Below are 19833 nucleotides of genomic sequence, written 5' to 3'. Positions count from 1 at the left end.
GATTCCTTCTTCACTGTCAAAATGAAATTCGATACTACATACCATTAAACGTCTGAAACTGCTTATGACACGGTGCTCTCTGAACTTTTCTCTATCTCGGACAGGAGCAACGCTACGCTCGTTCTATTTTAAACATTGCTGCAGGACGAAAAGTTACAATACGGTTAAATTGAAAAGAACAGCACTTCCTTTTTGGCTCGATCAAAGGCAGGCTGTTCTCTTCAGATTATACGTATATCTATTTTATCAGGTCAATTGGTGGATACTGTATTTAAATCTTTGTTTCTCTCTCTTCTACGCAAACGCCCAGTGATCAAGGCAGCTGCCAGTGTCAGCACGCTGAAAATAACGGCAGACCAGAATAGGCCGTTGTAGCCTTGCCCCGTCGTTTGATGAACGGCCTCGAGAAGCACATCCCGGATACCCGAGTCGGGAATTTGAGACACTCCTTCCGTCAGACTCGTGACATCACTTCCCGAAGCCCCGCCTGCTCCAGATGCATACTGCTGAAGCGCATCTGGCGGTACCTGAATCCCCTGATCAGCAAGCCCTGTCTGAATATTGGAACCCAAATTGGAGAACGAGCGGGCGAGAAATCCTGCGAAGATGGTAGGCGCAATTGCCATGGCCATTTGGCGAAATAGGGAACTGGTGGCTACCGCTATTCCTTTGTTGTTCTCACCCGCCTGTTCCGTGACAAGCACGTTTACTGGTGCCCCCAGCATCATGCCAAAACCGATTCCCACAAGTATACTCGCAATGACGAACTGCCAAATATGCTCTACCCATAGCGGAAACAGCAGGAATCCGATAGCAGAAAGAATACCAGCGACGGATAACGTCCAGATGGGCCCTTTGCGATCAACCAGGTAACCACCACCACCTGCACCAATTCCTGAAGCCAGAGCAAGCGGTGTGAACCAATATCCTGAGGCTGTACTTGATACACCGAGATATTGCTCCACGAAGCCTGGAATGAAGATCACCGAGGCCAGAATGGCTCCGGAGAAAAAGGCAATCAGCAGCGTCCATCGAAAGGACGCAATGCCAAGAAGTTGAGTGGAAACGACAGGTTCACGCTGTGACCCTTCCAATCTTTTTTCCAGAAAGTAAAAGATGACCAGGATGATCACACCTGCCAGAAAGAAACCATAGAACATCGGTGAAGCGAGACTTTGCAGCATATCTACACCATCCAGATTACTGAAGCTGTACATCAGACTGAGTACACCCAGGGTGAGAACGGTAATACCGCTCCAGTCCACAGCTGCACGGTTCAACTCCTGTTCTTCATGGATGAATCGAATGCCTGCGATAAATAACAGGATGGCAATTGGCACATTTATGAGGAATAGCCAGTGCCAGTTTCCCGTAAGATCTAAAATAAAAGCGCCGATGTTCGGACCCAGAATGGCAGCAATCCCATTCATGCCTCCGAGCAGACCCAAGGCTGTGCCCTGACGTTCGGCAGGGAACTTGCTTAGCACATACGAACTGGCAATGATAAAGATCCCGCCACCGCCCAGCGCCTGAATGACACGCGCAATCAGGAAAAAGCTAAACGATGGACTCAGTGCGACAAGCAGGGAGCCTATTCCGAATAACGCAACTTCAATTAAAAATAGCTTCTTGCGTCCATAACGGTCGGACAGTTTACCTGCAATCGGTACACTCACCGCAAGGCCCAACGTATAGAGGGTGATTGTCCATGCTCCCCACGTTGGTGACACCCCAAATGAAGCATTCAGGGTCGTCAGTGATGACGTGATAATGCCATTATCGAGCGCAGCCATAAATACTCCAATTGCAAATAAAATGAGCGGCCATTTCATTTGTTTCTGCATCTCTGTTACCTCCCCGATCCGTTCACAATTGCCCAGCTTACAGTTGGGATAATACATGTATACAAACAACTTTGAACTATAATGACTCACTGGTCATTTTAAAGCAAATGCATTCCATATGTCAATTCATTAATATGATATAACATTCCCTTTTAGCCTAAACAATTGATAAAAAGCCGTCCCCCAGTCTGTTCGAACCGGAGGACAGCCGAGCATTACAAACATAACCTAAGCTGCTTAGATAACCGATTGGTCTTGCCTAGCCTTACTGCATCAAATGACGATTCAGGAATTTCTCAATCGCCCGATACAAGTCAAGCTGATTCTCGACATTGGCAAAGCCATGGCCTTCGTTCGCTTTTAACATATAAGGCACATCCACCCCACGTTCGCGCAGTGCTTCCACGATCTGATCGGACTCTGCCTGTTTTACCCGCGGGTCATTCGCACCCTGTACGACGAATAACGGGGCTTTCATCTGATCGATGTGGAATAGTGGTGAGGCAGCCGTCAGCAGCTCCTTGTCTTTCACTGGATCACCCATGCGCTCATAGAACATGTTGCGCTCGGATTCCCAATATGGCGGAAGTGAATCCAGCAAGGTGAACAGATTGGAAGGCCCAACATAGCTGATTCCAGCAGCATACACATCTGGTGTGAACGCCAGCCCGGCCAATGCGGCATAACCACCATAAGATCCACCATAAATGGCTACACGTTCGGGATCGACTGTTCCTTCTTTAACCAACCAGTTTACGCCGTCAGTGAGATCATCCTGCATCGCTTTACCCCACTCTTTATTGCCTGCATTCAGAAACTCTTTGCCGTACCCTGTGGAGCCGCGGAAATTCACCTGCAGTACAGCATAGCCGCGGCTGGCAAGAAATTGGATTTCCGGACTAAAACCCCATGAATCCCGAGCCCATGGGCCGCCGTGTGGAACAACAACGAGTGGTAACCCGGAAGCTTCCGCCCCGTTAGGCAGTGTCAGGTAACCATGAAGCGTTAAACCGTCACGTGACGTATAGGTCACAGGTTTCATGTCAGACATCTTACTCTCATCAATCCACGGTGCAGCATCAGCCAGTTTATCGAGTTTACCTGTTTTCGAATCATAGAAATAATAGGTGCCCATCGATTTGTCACTATAGGCAGCAAACAGTACCTGGCCTTCTTCATTCATGTTGGAAATGCTAACTTCCTTGCCGGGGACTTTGGCTTGAAGATCCTGCATTAACGTTTTGAACTCATCGTCAAAGAATTCGTAGTTTACTTTGTCTGTCTCATAAACAGCAGCAAGAATCGTCCCCTTCTCTTTGGAAGGCACAAAGCTGCTTACGTCCACATCTTTGTTTTCGTATATAGTTTTGGTTACTTTCTTCGTACTAGGACTGAATTCTACGATAGCTATTTTATCCCGATCCAGGTTGGACGCCGCATAGATATTTTTGTTGTCATAGGTGAACATCAGCGGAGTAAACGTATCTCCAAGCTCTGTCGTCAGCAGCGGCTCGAACGGTTTATCCTCCGAATCCCGGTACATTAACGAAGACACGTTACCATCACTGGACACAGCCACACGAATTTTACCTTCGTGATCTGTCAGCCAGCCCGAAATATTTCCTGGATTCTCCGCTGCAAGCACAGCTTCACCTGTCTTGATGTTTATGCGGTATACATCGAAAATCCGAGGATCACGTTTGTTCATACCTACGAGAATCTCATCTGGAATACTCTCCAAAGGATCTACCATCATTGCTCTTGTGTTGGGATATGGCGTAAGGTCTTTACTATTCTTGCCATCCATATCGGTAACAAAAATATGATAATTTTCGTCTCCCGCCTCATCCTTCACATAGAGCAATTTATCATCGGTCGCCCACACAAAGGCAGCAATGCTTCGTTCCGTCTCATTGGTGATCCGTATAGGCTTGCCCGACCCGCCACTTTCCTTGACGACAACGTTCATACGGTTGTTCCATGGCTCCAGGTAGGCCATATGTTTACCGTCCGGTGACATCTGGAATCCAGCCTGAGCAGGCTGTTTGAAGAAGTCCTCCAGCGGTGTGAGCCCCTCTGCTGCTACATCGAGTCCAAGTGCCAGATACAGTGCTTCGGCAAATTCACCATGAGTTACGGTAGCTTTGGCATTAAATGCGCTGCCTTCAATGATAAAATGCTGCTTGAGACGGACAGCGTCCTCGGCATGTACTGCCGGAATCTGTTTCATATCGCTATATACAACCTGAATTCCGTTATCCTTCAATTCAAATGCTCGGGTAAACAATGATGCCAGCTGTGCGCGTGTGAGCGGTGCATCGGGAGCATAGCCCTTAGCCTGTCCCTGAATGAGGCCACTCTGCTTTAATGCATAGATTGCTGGTGCGGCTTCATCTTGGGCTAGAACATCGGCAAAGCCTGTAAGAGAGGCAGGTGCGTCAAGTTTAAGTACACGTTGTAAGATGATGGCAGCTTGAGCACGCGTTATTGGTGTCTGTGATTCCTTCATTCCATCGGTTATACCATCTATGTATCCCAGTTGCTGTAGTGTCTGTGTTGCTTTCGAAGTTATCGCTTCAGCAACAGCTGCTGTAGGCTTGCTTGCTTCTGCTGCCTGGACTGCAGGCTGAATCAGAGCGATCGACATCGCCATGGTCAGCGTTAAAGCGTAAACCTTTTTACGGATTGCGTTCAAAATCAATTCCCCCTTTTAAGTGAATTACAGAATAATATGGTATTATTCGTAAATCATTTTACCATGATGATCCATAAGTTAACAGTAAAGGGAATATTGCAGCGATTATTGATTTGAACCAGAGAAACCATAATTGAGCAGCTTGCGTGTTTCATTAAAACGGCTTTCGCGACTTTCCGTCCCGAATACGACCGAAATTAGCCTTTTGCCATCGCGTTCTGCTGTTCCTACGAAGTGATATCCTGTGTTTTGATCATAACCCGTCTTCAACCCATCATTGCCATCGTAAGCGTATGGTCCACCAATCGAGGATAGCATCCAGTTCGTGTTACTCATATAGATCCCTTTTTGATGCATGGACACCTGTGTTTGGCTGGAAACGTTCAGTATATCGGGGTGGTTCTCGATCAGATATTGTGCAAGCTTGCACGCATCGGTGGCTGTCATAGTCGTCTGTCCCTGAATTACCTCAGGACGATTGGGACCCAGCTGATTCTCGCTTAATCCCGTTGAATTGGTAAAGATCGTATCTGGTGACATTCCAATCTCGGATGATTTCTCATTCATCTTCTGTACAAATGACTGTTCCGTCCCGCCAATATGCTCTGCAAGCGCAACTGCTGCGTCATTTGCGGAATATACCGCCATCGTCTGGAATAGCTCCTGGACAGTAAACTTTTCGCCTTCCTTCAACGCAAGTTGAGTTCCTCCCACTGAACTGGCGTACAGGCTGACATTGACAGGGTCATCCCAGCGTACCTCGCCATTCATGACGGCTTCCATAACAAGCAGCTCTGTCATCAATTTACTGATACCTGCAGGGGCTAACTCCTCAGATCCATTAAAATCGAGCAGAATTTTACCTGTACTTAAATCCATTAGCACCGCAGATTCTGCCTTGATTCCCGGCTTGCCTATCAGCATGTCCGGTTTTACACCCACATATATAATCACCAGCAGAGCCAGCAGGATTCCTGCCCGTTTCCACCATATTCTCATCAACAAATCACCTCTTATAGATATAGACGAATCAAAGAGGCATTTGGTCTGCACTTTTTTGCAAAAAAGTTAAATTTTTTTTATTTTTTTGTCATCAAAAAAACATGGATTCTATTCACCCCATGCCAGAGTGTTTAGAATCCATGTTAGAAAGACATTTAATTACGGCTATCACTTTAAATATCGCTGTATTCTATCACCTATTTCCCGACTAAAAGTTCAATCTAGACAACAGGTGAGTCACCCTATTTAACATTGGTTTGCCTATGACTATCATTAGGTATTAAGATATGAATGCTCTGTCATTTACACTCTGAGCATTCGGGAGTGAGCGTGTTTTATAGTCTAATATCCAATACAGTCCAACCAATATAACTACAAACCCACTCCATCCAATAACCTCCTTTCCATCCACCATCTGACCCACAATTCCCCCTATCAGGGAACCAATAGGCATAGCAATTCCACTCAAGCTATAGGCAGCTGAAAAAACTCTTCCTAGCAATTTTTCAGGTATACCCTTTTGCAGATAAGTATTAATCAAAATGTTGGTTACACCACCAGGAAACCAAGCTAATCCATATACGAATATCATTAACCACGGATAAGGACAAAAAACAGAGAGCGTCCACAGCAAGCCACTAAGCATGAAAGCTACGGCATAAATTTTTCCCATTCCTATTGATTCTAACCTAAGATAAGGTGCCGCCAAAGCTCCTAATAAACTTCCCAACGCTTGGGCCATTAACAATAAGCCATATATCTCTGCACCTCCATATCCCTTACTGAATTGCGGCAAAACGACGAATGTTGCACCGCCCACCAAATTAATCAGGATTATTCCGAAAAGAAGGCGTGAAACTGTTTTGTTAAATAAGATTTGAATCCCTTCTGTGAGTTCAGAACCATATTTCTTGACAATCTGTATTAGATTGTTAGGTTCCTCTCCCCTTGACTCAAGGTGCTTGACCCTGGAGACTTTGATCATAGCAAAGAGGAGCGTACTCATCATGAACATAACCGAATCAAGAAGATAGATGGAAATTGCCCCAATGGACACCAACAGTATTCCTGCGAGAGCGTTACAACCTGTTTCAATGCCTTGATTGGCAAAGGTGAACATGGAATTAGCCTTGGAGAGATTTCGATCTTCAACAAATTGTGGTAGGGAGGACATCTGGGCCGGATAGACAAACATGTTGAACGTGGAGATAATGGGAGAGACGATAAGAACAAGACCCACAGTTAGGAAACCCATATACTGAGCAATGGGAATTAATAAAAGCAATACCGCCTGTATTAACTGTGTATACATTAGAAGTGAACGGATATTAACCCTATCGATTATAGGACCTGAAAAAAATTGAATAAACCTAGGAATTATCGTAAGAAACCCGGCTAATCCTGTATAAAAAGTAGATCCTCCCAATTCAGAGACCAGCCACATCGCTGCTACGGCATAAAGGGAATCTCCGATATTCGTGACTACTCTCCCAAGAAACATCAGTAAAAAATTACGGTTACGCAGCATACTCATTGTTACACCTCCGTATTGTCACCAGTTTCTTTTTTCTCCTTTGTTGACTTGATCTGGATTCCTACGCTATACTCCTGACTTATTGTTAAAGCATTATCCGTCATATGCATTGACGTTTTATCCACCCACCTCTCAAGCAGCTGTTTAAATTCTTCATGTAATTCATCCTTTTGATCGTTGGTAAGATCCAAACGAAGGATCAATTTAGTTACATTACTCGAGTCAAACTCATCAGCCAACACGGGATCGACAGTTCCAGATCCTATCGTATTAAACCATTTAGAGCGGGAAAGGTAGTACTTTTCAGTAACTCCGCCAACTTTCTTTTCCTCTACCATCTTAATCAGTCCACCATCATACAATTTCATCATATGGTAATGGACATTCCCCCCTGATTCTCCGAGCATATCCGCTACTTGTTTTGCCGTCCTTGGAGTATGTAGCAACTGTTTAATAATTCGTACTCGAAGCGAATGTCCCAACAGCTTCGCTTGCTCAATGGAAATGTTAAAAGATTCATCGCCGCTCATTCATGTTACCTCCTCTTCAAAAGTAATTGCACTAACGATCTGATTTTATAGATTGACGATCTGTGTAATTAGATTATCATGCTAAGCCGAATATGTATACCCTTATTTTTCCTGAAAACTGTTTAAAATTTGTGCTTCATCATCACAACTGCGCTGTTAAATATGATGTTTTTTTATCTCCGTACGCGGAGATGTATACTACAATATTCAAGCCAAATACCCGCTTTCCATATAGAAAGCGGGTTTAGTCACCATTTTATAAATAATCAGAATAAAAAATCCAAATAGATCCTCCATTCCTTACTCGTACAAAAAGACAAAAGACTAAGTTAAAGTATAATTCACGTCACATTCATTCAATACATTTGAGTCATGCGAAACTAAAATTATGATTTTCTCTAATTTAAGCTTATGCAAATAATTAAGTAACCTCGATATAGATTGCATATCCATAGCTGACGTTGGCTCATCTAAAATTAGTATTTGAGAATCTTTAAGCAAGGCTCGAGCAATACTAATTTTCTGTTTTTCTCCACCAGATATATTTTTACTCTGCTCATTAATTATGGAATCTAACCCTTCAGGGCTTTTGTTTATATAATGATTTAGTCCAAGAATCTCCAATATTTCTTTCAATTTATTATTTGACTCATTATTAAACTCAAGATTATTTTTTATTGAATCGTATATAACTGTAGATGCCTGGTCTGAATATCCAAATATCCTCCTTCTTAAGGTAACCATATCGATTTGCTCAATAGGCAAGTTATTTATATAAATGTTACCTTCCATCTCTTTAGTAAACAAACCCATTAGAGAGAGGATAAGTGTAGTTTTACCCACACCATTCCTTCCAGAAAATGAGTACAACTTTCCTTTGTGAAATTCGAATTGAACCTTTCCAAGCAAAGCGTTCTCATTATATGAAAAACCGAAATTTTCAAACTTTATACTCTCTACAGTGTGTACTACATTCTCTCCGATTTGCTCAGTATCCCAGTTCATTAACTCATTGATTCTTTGATACGAAACCAGTGATTCCTGATAATCCCTTCCTAAATTAAAATAATAACTTATGGCATTCATCAACTGTTTAAAATAACCTGCAATAATTACAAATGACCCTAAAGCAATATTTCCGTTAAAAATTTCTATAGCACATATATAATAAACAACAATTTGCGCTATCCCCATGACCATCTTATCTAAGGAAAGAAAAAAATGAGAAAACTTTTGGTATCTCATAAAACTATCTTGAAACAGTGTATAAGCATCTTGGAGTCTATTTCTGAAAAAATCATGAAGTGAGTGAACTTTAACGAACCAGGATAAATGAAGTTGCTCATTCATTTGTCCAAAATATATGCTTTGTTTCTCTTTAATTTCATTGGAGTAGAGAAATATAACTTTTCTAAGAAAAGTGTAGAGGAAGATATATACCAGTAAAGAAACAAATACAACAATAGCAATCATAATTGAAAGCTTAAATAGAATAACTAGACACAATGTAATGGTTATCCCATTTTTCAAGCTTAGTGTTATCGTTTGGAGAGTAAATTTAATCACAGAGCCTGCATCTTGACTTAATCTTTGATTTAAATAGGCAGAATTCATATTATTTAATTGTTTGATGTCCGCTTTATGAATATGTTGAACCACATCGCAACTGATATTATATGCAATATTAACTTGTAGTCTCGAATAAATAATCCCTGTTATATAGTTAATCACAATGATACTTATATTGGTGAATGTAAGTAAAAATATAATTTGCATAATAGAATGCAGATTTTCTGAACTTGACAATAGATCTATTAAACTCCCTGTTATATAAGTCAACAGCACAATTAAAACTGTCACGAGAATACCTAACAAAACATAGCTTAGACATAGGAATTTTCTTTCCTTGATGTAGTATAAGCCGTATTTAAGTAAATCCATGCCTACTCCTCATCGTATTCTGAACAAATTTTTTTAAACTCTTTTATTAGATAGCTTCTATCTTCCCCGCTAATCATTATAGGGTTGCTATTGAGAATATTAATTGTTTTAGGATCTGTTATCTTATCTTTAGGAATATGTCCTGACTGCTTTCTCAATTCTTTAATAAAAGCAAAGTTAGTTTTTATTAAATCTTCTGTAGTGCTATTAACTACACTAAAGAATCTATCCAATTGATTGACGAATTCATTGCAACTTTTAAAGGTAACACGGTTGGTATCCGCCATATGACCAATCATTAAATCTGCCAACTCTGAGGAAAAAAATTCTACCCCTATTTTTTCAGAATCTTTTGAAACACAATATTGGAAGTCTAATTGAAGAGCGGCTTCTATATTTTTTTGTATTTTACTGTACAAAACACTGAAATGATCCTGTACTTCACCACGTATACTTTTAACACAACAAGCCTGACGGTATATATTAAATTCGTTAGCTTCCAGAATAGCTTGTGTGTCACCGGTTACTAAAATGACGGGGATGCCTTTGCTTCCCAACCACCTACAATATAATTCAACTTCTCCTATAGCGTTCTTATCTAACCATATATTTTTTATATCCGGACGTAATGTGTGCGGATATAAACCGTCACTTCTACTTTTCCCGTGAAATCCAGCCATAATGGCAAAATCATATTTTTGATCAAATGAAACATTCGTTACTTTGGAAACCAATTCAACTTGTCCGGCAAGTACATCTTCACTAAGGTAGTCCCCATTACTATGAGCATCACAAACAGTGATCTTGTTAATCCCCTTTTGATTTAAACATTCAATGTATACATTAATTTCATCCGAAAACAATCTTCTGCAATTCTCAATTTCATTTAAAGATTGAACGCCACTTATTCCCTCCAAATCAGCAACAATCAATGCATTCATGTCATCGGTATCCCCCTCTTCGAATTTAGATGTTATTTATTACCTTTGGATGCTTGGTGTTATAAATGTTAGGTATTTGCTCATGCAATTCATCCATGCAGTAGCTGCAATTTGGCAACATCAAATTGTCATCATTAAATACCAAAGGACAACCACCCCCACACAAAAAAGCATATTTACATTGACTGCATTGTTCGATGTTACTTACATTTCTATTAATAATAGAATTTTCCTTCGTTTCAACTTTTGGATAGTACTTTCCGATTGAGAACCTTTCTTTCCCTACCGAGAGAATACACGAGTAAACATTTCCTTCTGCATCATAAAATCGACTGTTTGTATGTGCCCTACAAGGCGTAATTATAGGTTTTATGGGCTTATCTAAAGTAAAAAATTTTGTTATAGGAAGCGAGGAGCTAAGATATTGATTAATGGATTCTTTTTTCTTAAAGATTGTATTTTTAAGGTCATTCTGCATTAATTCCTGATTTATTTTTGAACGTTTTTCTCCAGACGTATCGAATATGGTTGCCATTTCAAAAGATAGAATATCGGTGAACTCCTTATACTGTTCCAATAGGAGGTCCCTGTGACTAATACAATCAACATAGTTATCTTCACTCATATTCATTCTGATCTTTATAGGTATACCGTTCTCTAGATATCTGGTTACCCCTTTCATGATTTTGGTATAAGTACCTTTCCCATTTTTCAAGCATCTACTAAGATCATGCGTTGCCTTTGTTCCATCAATGGTGACTTGCACTTGTTTTACATCTATTTTTTTAAATATATCGATATACTCATTTAAATAGTATCCGTTTGTTATCACAGAGTAGCTAAATTTGTCATACTTACTTGTTATATAGTTAATAATTTTTCTATTGCTAATTAATAAAGGTTCTCCACCAAAAAGGGTTATATGCTCTAAATGCCCCCCTGATAGTGCAACAGCTTTATCTACCATATCCTCAGTTATTATCTTCTTGTTCCCACTTTCTTCGAGCGCCTCATAGCAATAAGGACAGGAAAAGTTACAATTATAGGATAGAACTAGGGCTATTTCCTTCAATTTTTCCTTTTCATTTCTATTTTGATCTAAAAGTTGGTCCATCAAAGTCTCCCTGATAGAACTTTCTATTGCTTCGTTCTCGACTATGTACCCCCTTTTGGTCATTCTTTCGTATAGTGTTTGTTCATCTTGATTCTGAAAATTAACAGCTCCTTCATCTTTCCATCTATCAATAGTATCCATACTTTGGTTATCTATGACATCTATTAATCCATTTAATGTATTTATAAGTAATATATCTTGAGAATTCAATCTTACATTGACCAAATTCCTTATTACTATCATTTCTACTCCTCCTTAAATTTATTAGTTATTGCTTTTTAGCTCCTAAATATAAATAGGAAAACTGATCAACTAATCCGCTATTTTTGAATCCTCCGCAATACTTTTTGACCCCCTTCATTTCAGAAATCATAGGACATCCGCCTAAACAGACAAATTTATATATACATTCTTTACACTCCTGATCATCAAAAACATTGCGACTAGCAAGCTCCATAACTTTTTCGCCATTAAAAGATACTTCTGGATAATACGTACCAACAATACCTTTCTGAACATCCAAGCAATCACATAAGTAAACAGATCCATTAGGCGAGAAAAAGTAGTTTGATAAAAATCTAGTATCGCATCGGTTATACCGAGGTAACATTTTTGAGTTATGTTCTCTTCCTAGTATTTTCGTAAGACAAGAGAAACATTGATAAAAATTCATATTGTGCATACCTAATTCATCTGAAAAATATGATTTCATTTTTTCAATATCCTCTGAATTATTATATTTTTCATTTATATCCAATGGATTATTGAAATCATTTACAACGTTAATGTCATTGTTAAGATTAGGATTATCTAGTATGTGTTCATTTTGCAAGTACTCTAGTAAGTCTGATACAAACGAATAATTATGTTTATCTATTGTTACTTTGATACGAACTTTCTGACCATTGGAGAGTAACTTCTTAATTCCATTAATAATGTCGTGGTATATATCATCGCTAACCTTTTTATTATTGTATCTCCTTGCTAAATGGATATCTTTTATGCCGTCTAAGGATATACAAAATTCATGAAATTTTGAAATTGGTAGCTCATTGTAGTATTTAAGCAAGTTTACTCCATTCGTATATAAAATCAGCTTCGATGAATTCCACTTTTCGGAGATATAATTCACCATACGTACCGTTTGATCATTCAATAATGGTTCTCCACCAGTAATTCTTATATACGGAATATGAGCTGTTACACCAGATTCGTAAGAAGCGATATAATAAAAATTTTGGATTGCATCCACTTGGTCTTCGGTCATGAATGTGTAATTTCTATAATCTTCTTCAAAACAATAATAACATTTCATATTACAGGCATGTGTTATCTGTACAGTAAACCTAAAGTCATCCCGAGTATTAGTTACTTCTTCTTTCTGCTTATCTAACAGCAATTTCTCTACCCTTTTTATCTCCTCATCCTTTAAAAATTGTCTCTCAGACGTTAGTTTCTCAAATAATACTTGTTCTTCTAATGTAAAATTAGCGTACACGCTATTTTTATCTAGCATTCCTTGTACAAGTTTCGACTCGTTCTGCCCAAGGATCCTTCGTCTAAACGAAATAAGATTAAAAAGTAAGGTTGGATAGCTATTATCCGTATTGATCAGTAAGTTTCCAAATATAACCAATTTATCCCTCCTATTTATTTAACTTTAATTTTTTTATTATAGAGGAAATAATATCGACTTTGACTTAATATCAAAGTCGATATTTGATAAAATACTAGCAATATTATGGACAATAGTATGGGTTGGCCAGTACAAGATGCCCTCCAGTAACAGGCCCAGTACCTCCACAATTAGGTGCAATGCAAGTATTGGTCATAAAAGCATTAACCATGTCATCCAGTTCATCATCTTCAATCTCATCATTCCATATCAAATCAAGTAGTGATTTCATACAATCCCTCCCCATATAAGATCAATTCAAAATAATAACTAAAAATATTTTTATTAATTCTTAAGCATAAGCAAGTCCCCTTTCATATCCTTTTTTACAGGTAACTTCTGTTTTCGATACATCTCAGAAATCCTTTAAAATATTCTAAGTGTTACCGATAACAATTTATATTTTATACTTAATATGTAAAATCTACTATGATCCATGTCATTGATTTCCAAATTATTGAGCTTATTAGCTTTGTGATTGTACCCGCTTCAGAATGTCTATACAAATAAATGGGCAATATTGATTTGATATACAGTAATTATGTTGACGAGGACTTATTCTCAGATTGAGAGTTCTTTGAAACCCTTTTATATAGTCATTTTTTTGAAAAATATAGAGAGATTTTTCTTAAAAATTCCTCGGAAATTGGAGGGAAAAAGAGAGGGAAATATGGACAATATTTAGTTATGTAATTGAGGAACGTTCATAAAATAAACTAGGCGACTCCTCACGGTTAAGAATCCCGCGAAGAGTCGCCCCTAAACTAAATTTTTAAGTATATTTAAGTGTGAATAAAGAATACCGCTCGTTAGAACCCCAATTCCTTTAAGCAGTTTACTTTTATTAACTCAAACCAAATGACAGGCTACAAAATGTTGCTTTTCTACTTCCCTATATTCGGGAGTCTCCTTCTTACAAATATCAGTTGCCAGCGGACAACGAGTATGAAACTTACATCCGGAAGGCGGATTGGCTGGACTTGGAATGTCGCCTTTCAAAACGATCCGCTCACGACGTAACGTTGGATCCGGTATAGGGACTGCAGACAGCAATGCCTTGGTATAAGGATGGAGCGGATTACGAAACATTTCTTCTTTACTTGCCATTTCAACCATGGAACCAAGATACATGACTCCGATACGGTCGCACAAATGCTCTACCACACTTAGATCATGTGAAATGAAAAGGTAGGTTAGCTGCTTCTCTTGTTGAAGATCACTCAATAGATTGATAATTTGAGCCTGAATAGATACGTCCAGAGCAGATACAGGCTCATCCGCTACGATAAAATCAGGATTCATGATTAAAGCTCGAGCAATGCCAATTCTCTGTCGCTGTCCCCCTGAAAATTCGTGTGGAAATCGATCGTAGTGGTAGGCAGCCAATCCACATATTTTGAGTGTCTCAATGACTCTATTTTTCACTTCACTCCGACTACACAATCCATGATCAATTAGAGCCTCACCAATGGCTTCTCCTACCTTAATTCGTGGATTTAGCGAACTAAACGGATCTTGAAATACAATCTGCATTTTGGGTCGAATTGAGCGTAGCTTTGTTTTGTCCAATGAATGTATGTCTTCACCCTTAAACACGACTTTGCCATCCGTCTTGTCTAACAAACGCAAAATGGTACGGCCAATAGTGCTTTTTCCGCATCCAGACTCGCCCACAAGTCCGAACGATTCGCCTTTGTTAATTTGAAAAGAAACGTCATCTACTGCTCTTACATTCCCCACAACACGTTTAAATACCCCGCCAGTAATAGGGAAGTATTTTTTGAGATTTTGTATTTCTATAAGTGCTTCAGCCATCTTATTTTGCCTCCTCTTCATACAACCAGCATGCAACTTTATGGCCAGTGGCATCTACGCGAATAGGCGGCTCTTTTTCACGGCATACATTCATACAAAACTCGCATCTATCATGGAAGTGGCAATTGTTCCCCAACTCAATCGGATTCGGCACCTGACCTGGGATAGAGTAAAGCCTTTCCTGTTTCTGATTGATCACTGGCTTTGCCTTTAACAGACCCTGAGTGTAAGGATGCTTAGGTGACTTGAAAAGCTCAAAAACCGAAGCTTCTTCAATTACTTTACCCGCGTACATGACAACTACATAATCAGCCATTTCTGCAACGACACCCAGATCATGAGTAATCAGCATTATGGACGTATTTGATTTATCCTTAACGTCGCGCATTAAGTCCAAAATCTGGGCTTGAATCGTAACATCCAACGCAGTGGTCGGTTCATCAGCAATCAAAAGCTTAGGTTTACAGCTGAGCGCAATAGCAATCATAATCCTTTGCCGCATGCCCCCACTGAGTTCATGCGGATAAGAGTCATATATTTTCTCAGGACGAGGAATGCCCACCATTGTAATTAACTCAATGGCACGTGCTTTGGCTTCCTTACGGCTCAAAAGTGTATGCAACAAAATAGGCTCAGTTATCTGTTCTCCAATTGTCAGTACCGGATTTAGAGAAGACATCGGCTCTTGAAAAATCACAGATATATCATTACCACGAATCCGGCTCATATCACCTTTGCTAAGCTTTAGTAAATCCTTGCCTTCGAACAAAATCTCCCCACCCGCAGGAGGAGTATCAACAAGGCGCATCAGTGACATCGCCGTAACACTTTTACCGCATCCCGATTCACCTACAACACAAAGAGTCTCACCTTCACGAATATTAAAGCTCACGTCATCTACGGCTTTCACGACTCCTGCTGATGTATGAAAATGCGTTTTCAGATTACGGAATTCAATTAGGTTTTTTGCCATATCGCATCTCCTACTTTTTCATTTTTGGATCAAGTGCATCACGCAGTCCGTCACCAATCAAGTTAATCGCTACGACCGTTATTAATATACAAGTTCCCGGAGGAATCCAGAGCCATGGTCTTTTACGGAATTCAATGATGCCGTTTGCTTCAGAAATCATGTTCCCCCAGGATGGTGTTGGCGGAACTACCCCGAGTCCCAAATAGCTCAATGCAGATTCAGCTAAAATTGCTGATGCCACTCCTAGTGTCGCAGATACTATAATGATTGGAACAGTATTTGGAAGCAAGTGTCTAAATATTTTACGACGATCGCGCAATCCCAGTGCCTCAGTAGCCTGCATAAACTCTTGCTCCCGAAGCGTCAAAATCTGCCCTCGTACTAGTCTTGATAGACCCGGCCATGACAAGATACCCAGAATAAGCATCAGAAAATAAATGCGATCCTGTGGGGGTACCTTCAAATCAGACAACAACGCTCCCAGAATGATTAGAAGAGGCAACGTAGGAATAGACATAAAGATCTCGGCAATACGCATGATAAATGAATCAATGAATTTTCTATAAAATCCTGCTAGGGCACCGAGAGTGGCACCTAGAACAACCGTAATAACAGTAGCAACAACTCCGACCATAATCGAAATTCGTCCCGCTAGCATAACACGAAGTAACACATCACGACCGAGTTTGTCTGTTCCCAACCAGTGCTTTCCACTAGGTGCTTGGTTTTTGTCCGCTACGCTATAGTCATTCAAATTGTAGGGAGAAAGAAGCGGTCCAATGTAACAAGTAAGAACCATCAGTACAAGAATTAAAAGCCCTGCCAATGCAAGTCGATTCCGGGCAAAACGACGTATCGCGATACGCCAGGGAGAATCCGGCTGCTTGATAGGAACCTGTGCTTTCGATTTTAGTGGTGCAGCCTCAAGTGACAATGACATCTCCTCCTACTTCAATCTAATTCTGGGATCTGCTACCCCATAGAGAACATCAGACAACAGTGTACCAAGAAGGGTTAGAGCCGCCATAAAGATAGTGAATCCAAGCATAAATGGATAATCACGCATCGTTATTGACTCAAGATAAACCTGTCCTACGCCTGGCCACACAAAGATTTTCTCAAGGATAATGGCTCCACCAAACAGGGCCGGTAACTCAAATCCCATAAGAGTAATAGCAGGAAGCATGGCGTTGCGAAGCGCATGTTTAAAAATAACTGTTCTTTCTTTCAATCCTTTTGCCCGAGCTGTACGGATATAATCCTGACGGATGACTTCAAGCATACTTGTTCTGAAATAACGAGTGAGGCTTCCAGTACTCAGCATTGTCAATACCAAAACAGGAAGAATTGAGTGATAACCAATGTCTACAATCATAGACCATGTCGATCCTGCCTGCCCTGCGGTTGTCATCCCGCCGACTGGGAACAACTTGAAATCAATTGCAAGGAACTTAATCAGTACTAGACCTATGAAAAATGAAGGTAGAGACATACATAAGAAAACAATCATAGTCACTATCTTATCGAAAAAAGAATATTGAAATTTAGCAGAAAACACACCACTAAAAATTGCTATAACCCAAGAGAGAATTAGGCTCAGAAAAGCAATGATAAACGAATTCCAAACGTAATCCCCAATAACATCGGTGACTGGGCGCTTGTGTTGTAAAGAATCCCCCATATTACCGGTGAGCATATTTCCTACCCAAACAAAATACCGTTCTACAGGCCCTTTATCCAGACCATATATTTCTCTTAATTGTGCTGCTTTTTCAGCTGTCATACTTGGATTTTGCTGGGCTGTAATGTAATCACCTGGAACCAATGTAGTGATCGCAAAGACAATGATTGTTATCCCGATCATTGTCGGAATCATTTGCAGCAGCCGACGGATAATGTACTGCTTCATAATATTCCTCCTGCTTCATAAGTAGATAAGCTCAGCTCTGGCCAGAGCTGAGCTTATCGATTTCATGTTGATATTCTTATTGTTCCAGTTCAGCTTTATATAGATCAACTACAAACTTTTTATATGGAGTGATATCAAGACCGTTTACGCGACCGTTGATGGCCCATCCATCTCTTCTTTGATACATCAGAATGTCTGCAATATCCTTATTCAACTCTTGATAGGCTTTTGCATAAATTTCTTTACGTTTCTCAAGGTCAAGTTCTCTTTTACCTTGTTTCATTAGATCATCATAAGTTGTATTGGAGTATTTAATACGATTTTGCGCTCCATTTGACAAATAAACTGTCGAGTCGGGATCAGGCGTCAACCCCCATGCCATAAAGTACATATCGAAATCGCCTTTGTCTGTTTTATCCAAGATTGCGTTAAAATCTAGTGTTTCTGCTACAATATCAATTCCCAGTTCTTTATAGTTTGCTGTCATAATTGGCAAGATCGCATCTACAACTGGGTTATCGGATGTTCCAGAGAAATCAATTTTAAATTTCTCCCCATTTTTCTCACGAATCCCGTCACTGCCTGCAGTCCATCCTGCTTCATCAAGCAGAGACTTGGCTTTTTCGATATCAAATTCATATTTTTCAATACCTTCATCTGTAAATGACCATGATTGCTTGGATTGAGGAACGTTAATTACGTCGGCAAACTTACCATATACGGCTTCAACAATTTCCGCACGATTTAATCCATATACAAGTGCTTGTCTCACTTTAGGGTCTTTAAATTTTTCCTTTTCATGGTTCATACCGATGTATCCATATCCATTAGTCGGAAAAATATTTACATCAAGGAAGCCCAGAGCTTGAATTGCTTCTACGTTGTCTTCATCTACAGTGACCATGTCCATATCAATCTCACCGGATTCAAGCATAGCCAATTTAGTCTCGTCTGTAGTTGATTTGAAAATAACATTTTTAATTTTTGGAGCTCCAGCAAAATAGTTTTCATTTGCAACCATTGTTACTTCTTGGCCTGGTTTAAAAGAAGTTAAAATATACTGACCAGTGCCCAGTGGCTTTTCATTTAAAGCTTTAACTGTTTCTACGTTACCTTGTTTATAGTCTTTACCATAGTAATGTTCTGGTAGGAAAGCTATTCCACCCAAGAAATCTTTGGTTAAGGCTGTAACTTCAGTTACTTCGACTTCTACTGTGTTATCATCAATAATTTTTACGCCAGAAATTTCATTCGATTTTCCATCGTAATACTCTTGTCCACCTTTAATTGAATAGGACAGTGGATCAGAAGATCCATCATAGCTTTTGTCATGAAGCACTTTCAAAGCGAAGTAGAAATCCTTAACTGTTGCAGGAGTCCCGTCAGAATAAGTTACACCTGGTTTCAGTTTAAACGTGTACTTCAGACCATCGTCACTCACATCAATGCTGTCAGCAAGAAATGGGGAGTATGTTCCGTCTCCATTAATGGTTTCAAAACTGTCGAAAATCAACAGGTTGATCTGGTCATCGTATGCGGAATCTTGAAATAAAGGATTGAATACTCCTTTAGGTGAGGTAGTACCTACAACCAATGTGTCTTTACGGTTTGTAGCAGTTGATGGATTCAATGACATATCAGTTGCTTCAAATAGTCCATCGTTTTGAGTCGAATCTTCCGGAGCTGGATTGTTAGTCTCCGTTTCTGTTTTCGGTGTGTCTCCTGGAGTTTGTTCAGCGCTCTCTCCACTAGAACATGCCGCCAATACAGTTACCAACATAAGCATGATGACCAGCATTAATGAAAATCTCTTCTTCATGAAAATCCCCCTCAAAAGTTTCTGATTTCTGATTTCAAATA

General features: G+C 39.8%; 15 protein-coding genes. All 15 read right to left on the bottom strand.

Annotated elements, in window-relative coordinates; translation table 11 throughout:
* Nucleotides 1-251: 251 nt before the first annotated feature.
* Complete coding sequence (locus AAIH57_RS20025) at nucleotides 252-1844, bottom strand: MFS transporter (RefSeq protein WP_430022754.1); 1593 nt, start codon at nucleotides 1842-1844, stop codon at nucleotides 252-254.
* 265 nt (nucleotides 1845-2109) lie between these two features.
* Complete coding sequence (locus AAIH57_RS20020; protein ID WP_430022753.1) at nucleotides 2110-4539, bottom strand: alpha/beta fold hydrolase; 2430 nt, start codon at nucleotides 4537-4539, stop codon at nucleotides 2110-2112.
* 105 nt (nucleotides 4540-4644) lie between these two features.
* Nucleotides 4645-5538 (bottom strand): D-alanyl-D-alanine carboxypeptidase family protein, encoded by an 894-nt coding sequence (locus AAIH57_RS20015; protein WP_246310958.1) that lies wholly within the window; start codon nucleotides 5536-5538, stop codon nucleotides 4645-4647.
* A gap of 283 nt (nucleotides 5539-5821) precedes the next feature.
* Nucleotides 5822-7075, bottom strand: a complete 1254-nt coding sequence (locus AAIH57_RS20010) for an MFS transporter (RefSeq protein ID WP_430022752.1) — start codon at nucleotides 7073-7075, stop codon at nucleotides 5822-5824.
* A 2-nt stretch (nucleotides 7076-7077) separates the two neighbouring features.
* Nucleotides 7078-7605 (bottom strand): ArsR/SmtB family transcription factor, encoded by a 528-nt coding sequence (locus AAIH57_RS20005; RefSeq protein ID WP_430022751.1) that lies wholly within the window; start codon nucleotides 7603-7605, stop codon nucleotides 7078-7080.
* A 324-nt stretch (nucleotides 7606-7929) separates the two neighbouring features.
* Entirely contained in the window at nucleotides 7930-9546 is a 1617-nt protein-coding gene (locus tag AAIH57_RS20000; protein ID WP_430022750.1) for an ABC transporter ATP-binding protein, read from the bottom strand.
* A gap of 2 nt (nucleotides 9547-9548) precedes the next feature.
* Entirely contained in the window at nucleotides 9549-10487 is a 939-nt protein-coding gene (locus AAIH57_RS19995) for a M55 family metallopeptidase (protein ID WP_430022749.1), read from the bottom strand.
* 25 nt (nucleotides 10488-10512) lie between these two features.
* Nucleotides 10513-11844 carry a radical SAM protein gene (locus tag AAIH57_RS19990; protein WP_430022748.1) on the bottom strand — a complete coding sequence of 444 codons (1332 nt, stop codon included), beginning with the start codon at nucleotides 11842-11844 and terminating at the stop codon, nucleotides 10513-10515.
* 25 nt (nucleotides 11845-11869) lie between these two features.
* Entirely contained in the window at nucleotides 11870-13237 is a 1368-nt protein-coding gene (locus tag AAIH57_RS19985) for a radical SAM protein (RefSeq protein ID WP_430022747.1), read from the bottom strand.
* Nucleotides 13238-13340: 103 nt separating this feature from the next.
* Nucleotides 13341-13508, bottom strand: coding sequence for a hypothetical protein (locus tag AAIH57_RS19980; protein ID WP_430022746.1), 168 nt, complete (start codon nucleotides 13506-13508; stop codon nucleotides 13341-13343).
* Nucleotides 13509-14125: 617 nt separating this feature from the next.
* Nucleotides 14126-15091, bottom strand: a complete 966-nt coding sequence (locus AAIH57_RS19975) for an ABC transporter ATP-binding protein (protein WP_430022745.1) — start codon at nucleotides 15089-15091, stop codon at nucleotides 14126-14128.
* 1 nt (nucleotide 15092) lies between these two features.
* The gene (locus AAIH57_RS19970; RefSeq protein ID WP_430022744.1) at nucleotides 15093-16064 is read right to left on the bottom strand and encodes an ABC transporter ATP-binding protein; all 972 of its coding nucleotides are present in this window, start codon (nucleotides 16062-16064) and stop codon (nucleotides 15093-15095) included.
* Nucleotides 16065-16074: 10 nt separating this feature from the next.
* Nucleotides 16075-17004 carry an oligopeptide ABC transporter permease gene (opp4C, locus tag AAIH57_RS19965; RefSeq protein ID WP_430022743.1) on the bottom strand — a complete coding sequence of 310 codons (930 nt, stop codon included), beginning with the start codon at nucleotides 17002-17004 and terminating at the stop codon, nucleotides 16075-16077.
* Nucleotides 17005-17010: 6 nt separating this feature from the next.
* Entirely contained in the window at nucleotides 17011-17973 is a 963-nt protein-coding gene (locus tag AAIH57_RS19960) for an ABC transporter permease (protein WP_430022742.1), read from the bottom strand.
* A 76-nt stretch (nucleotides 17974-18049) separates the two neighbouring features.
* The gene (locus AAIH57_RS19955) at nucleotides 18050-19792 is read right to left on the bottom strand and encodes an ABC transporter substrate-binding protein (RefSeq protein WP_430022741.1); all 1743 of its coding nucleotides are present in this window, start codon (nucleotides 19790-19792) and stop codon (nucleotides 18050-18052) included.
* Nucleotides 19793-19833 lie beyond the last annotated feature (41 nt).

It is taken from the genome of Paenibacillus sp. MABNR03, assembly GCF_050455445.1.
GTDB classification, from domain to species: Bacteria; Bacillota; Bacilli; order Paenibacillales; family Paenibacillaceae; genus Paenibacillus; species Paenibacillus xylanilyticus.
Note: the sequence above shows the minus strand (reverse complement) of the source record. Positions and strands in the feature narration are given on the sequence as shown.

What these genes read in the sequence shown, in the direction of transcription:
- AAIH57_RS20025 (WP_430022754.1), bottom strand. Translation starts at nt 1,844, where the DNA reads ATGCAGAAACAAATGAAATGGCCGCTCATTTTATTTGCAATTGGAGTA.
- AAIH57_RS20015 (WP_246310958.1), bottom strand. Translation starts at nt 5,538, where the DNA reads ATGAGAATATGGTGGAAACGGGCAGGAATCCTGCTGGCTCTGCTGGTG.
- AAIH57_RS20010 (WP_430022752.1), bottom strand. Translation starts at nt 7,075, where the DNA reads ATGAGTATGCTGCGTAACCGTAATTTTTTACTGATGTTTCTTGGGAGA.
- AAIH57_RS20005 (WP_430022751.1), bottom strand. Translation starts at nt 7,605, where the DNA reads ATGAGCGGCGATGAATCTTTTAACATTTCCATTGAGCAAGCGAAGCTG.
- AAIH57_RS20000 (WP_430022750.1), bottom strand. Translation starts at nt 9,546, where the DNA reads ATGGATTTACTTAAATACGGCTTATACTACATCAAGGAAAGAAAATTC.
- AAIH57_RS19995 (WP_430022749.1), bottom strand. Translation starts at nt 10,487, where the DNA reads ATGAATGCATTGATTGTTGCTGATTTGGAGGGAATAAGTGGCGTTCAA.
- AAIH57_RS19990 (WP_430022748.1), bottom strand. Translation starts at nt 11,844, where the DNA reads ATGATAGTAATAAGGAATTTGGTCAATGTAAGATTGAATTCTCAAGAT.
- AAIH57_RS19980 (WP_430022746.1), bottom strand. Translation starts at nt 13,508, where the DNA reads ATGAAATCACTACTTGATTTGATATGGAATGATGAGATTGAAGATGAT.
- AAIH57_RS19975 (WP_430022745.1), bottom strand. Translation starts at nt 15,091, where the DNA reads ATGGCTGAAGCACTTATAGAAATACAAAATCTCAAAAAATACTTCCCT.
- AAIH57_RS19970 (WP_430022744.1), bottom strand. Translation starts at nt 16,064, where the DNA reads ATGGCAAAAAACCTAATTGAATTCCGTAATCTGAAAACGCATTTTCAT.
- opp4C (WP_430022743.1), bottom strand. Translation starts at nt 17,004, where the DNA reads ATGTCATTGTCACTTGAGGCTGCACCACTAAAATCGAAAGCACAGGTT.
- AAIH57_RS19960 (WP_430022742.1), bottom strand. Translation starts at nt 17,973, where the DNA reads ATGAAGCAGTACATTATCCGTCGGCTGCTGCAAATGATTCCGACAATG.
- AAIH57_RS19955 (WP_430022741.1), bottom strand. Translation starts at nt 19,792, where the DNA reads ATGAAGAAGAGATTTTCATTAATGCTGGTCATCATGCTTATGTTGGTA.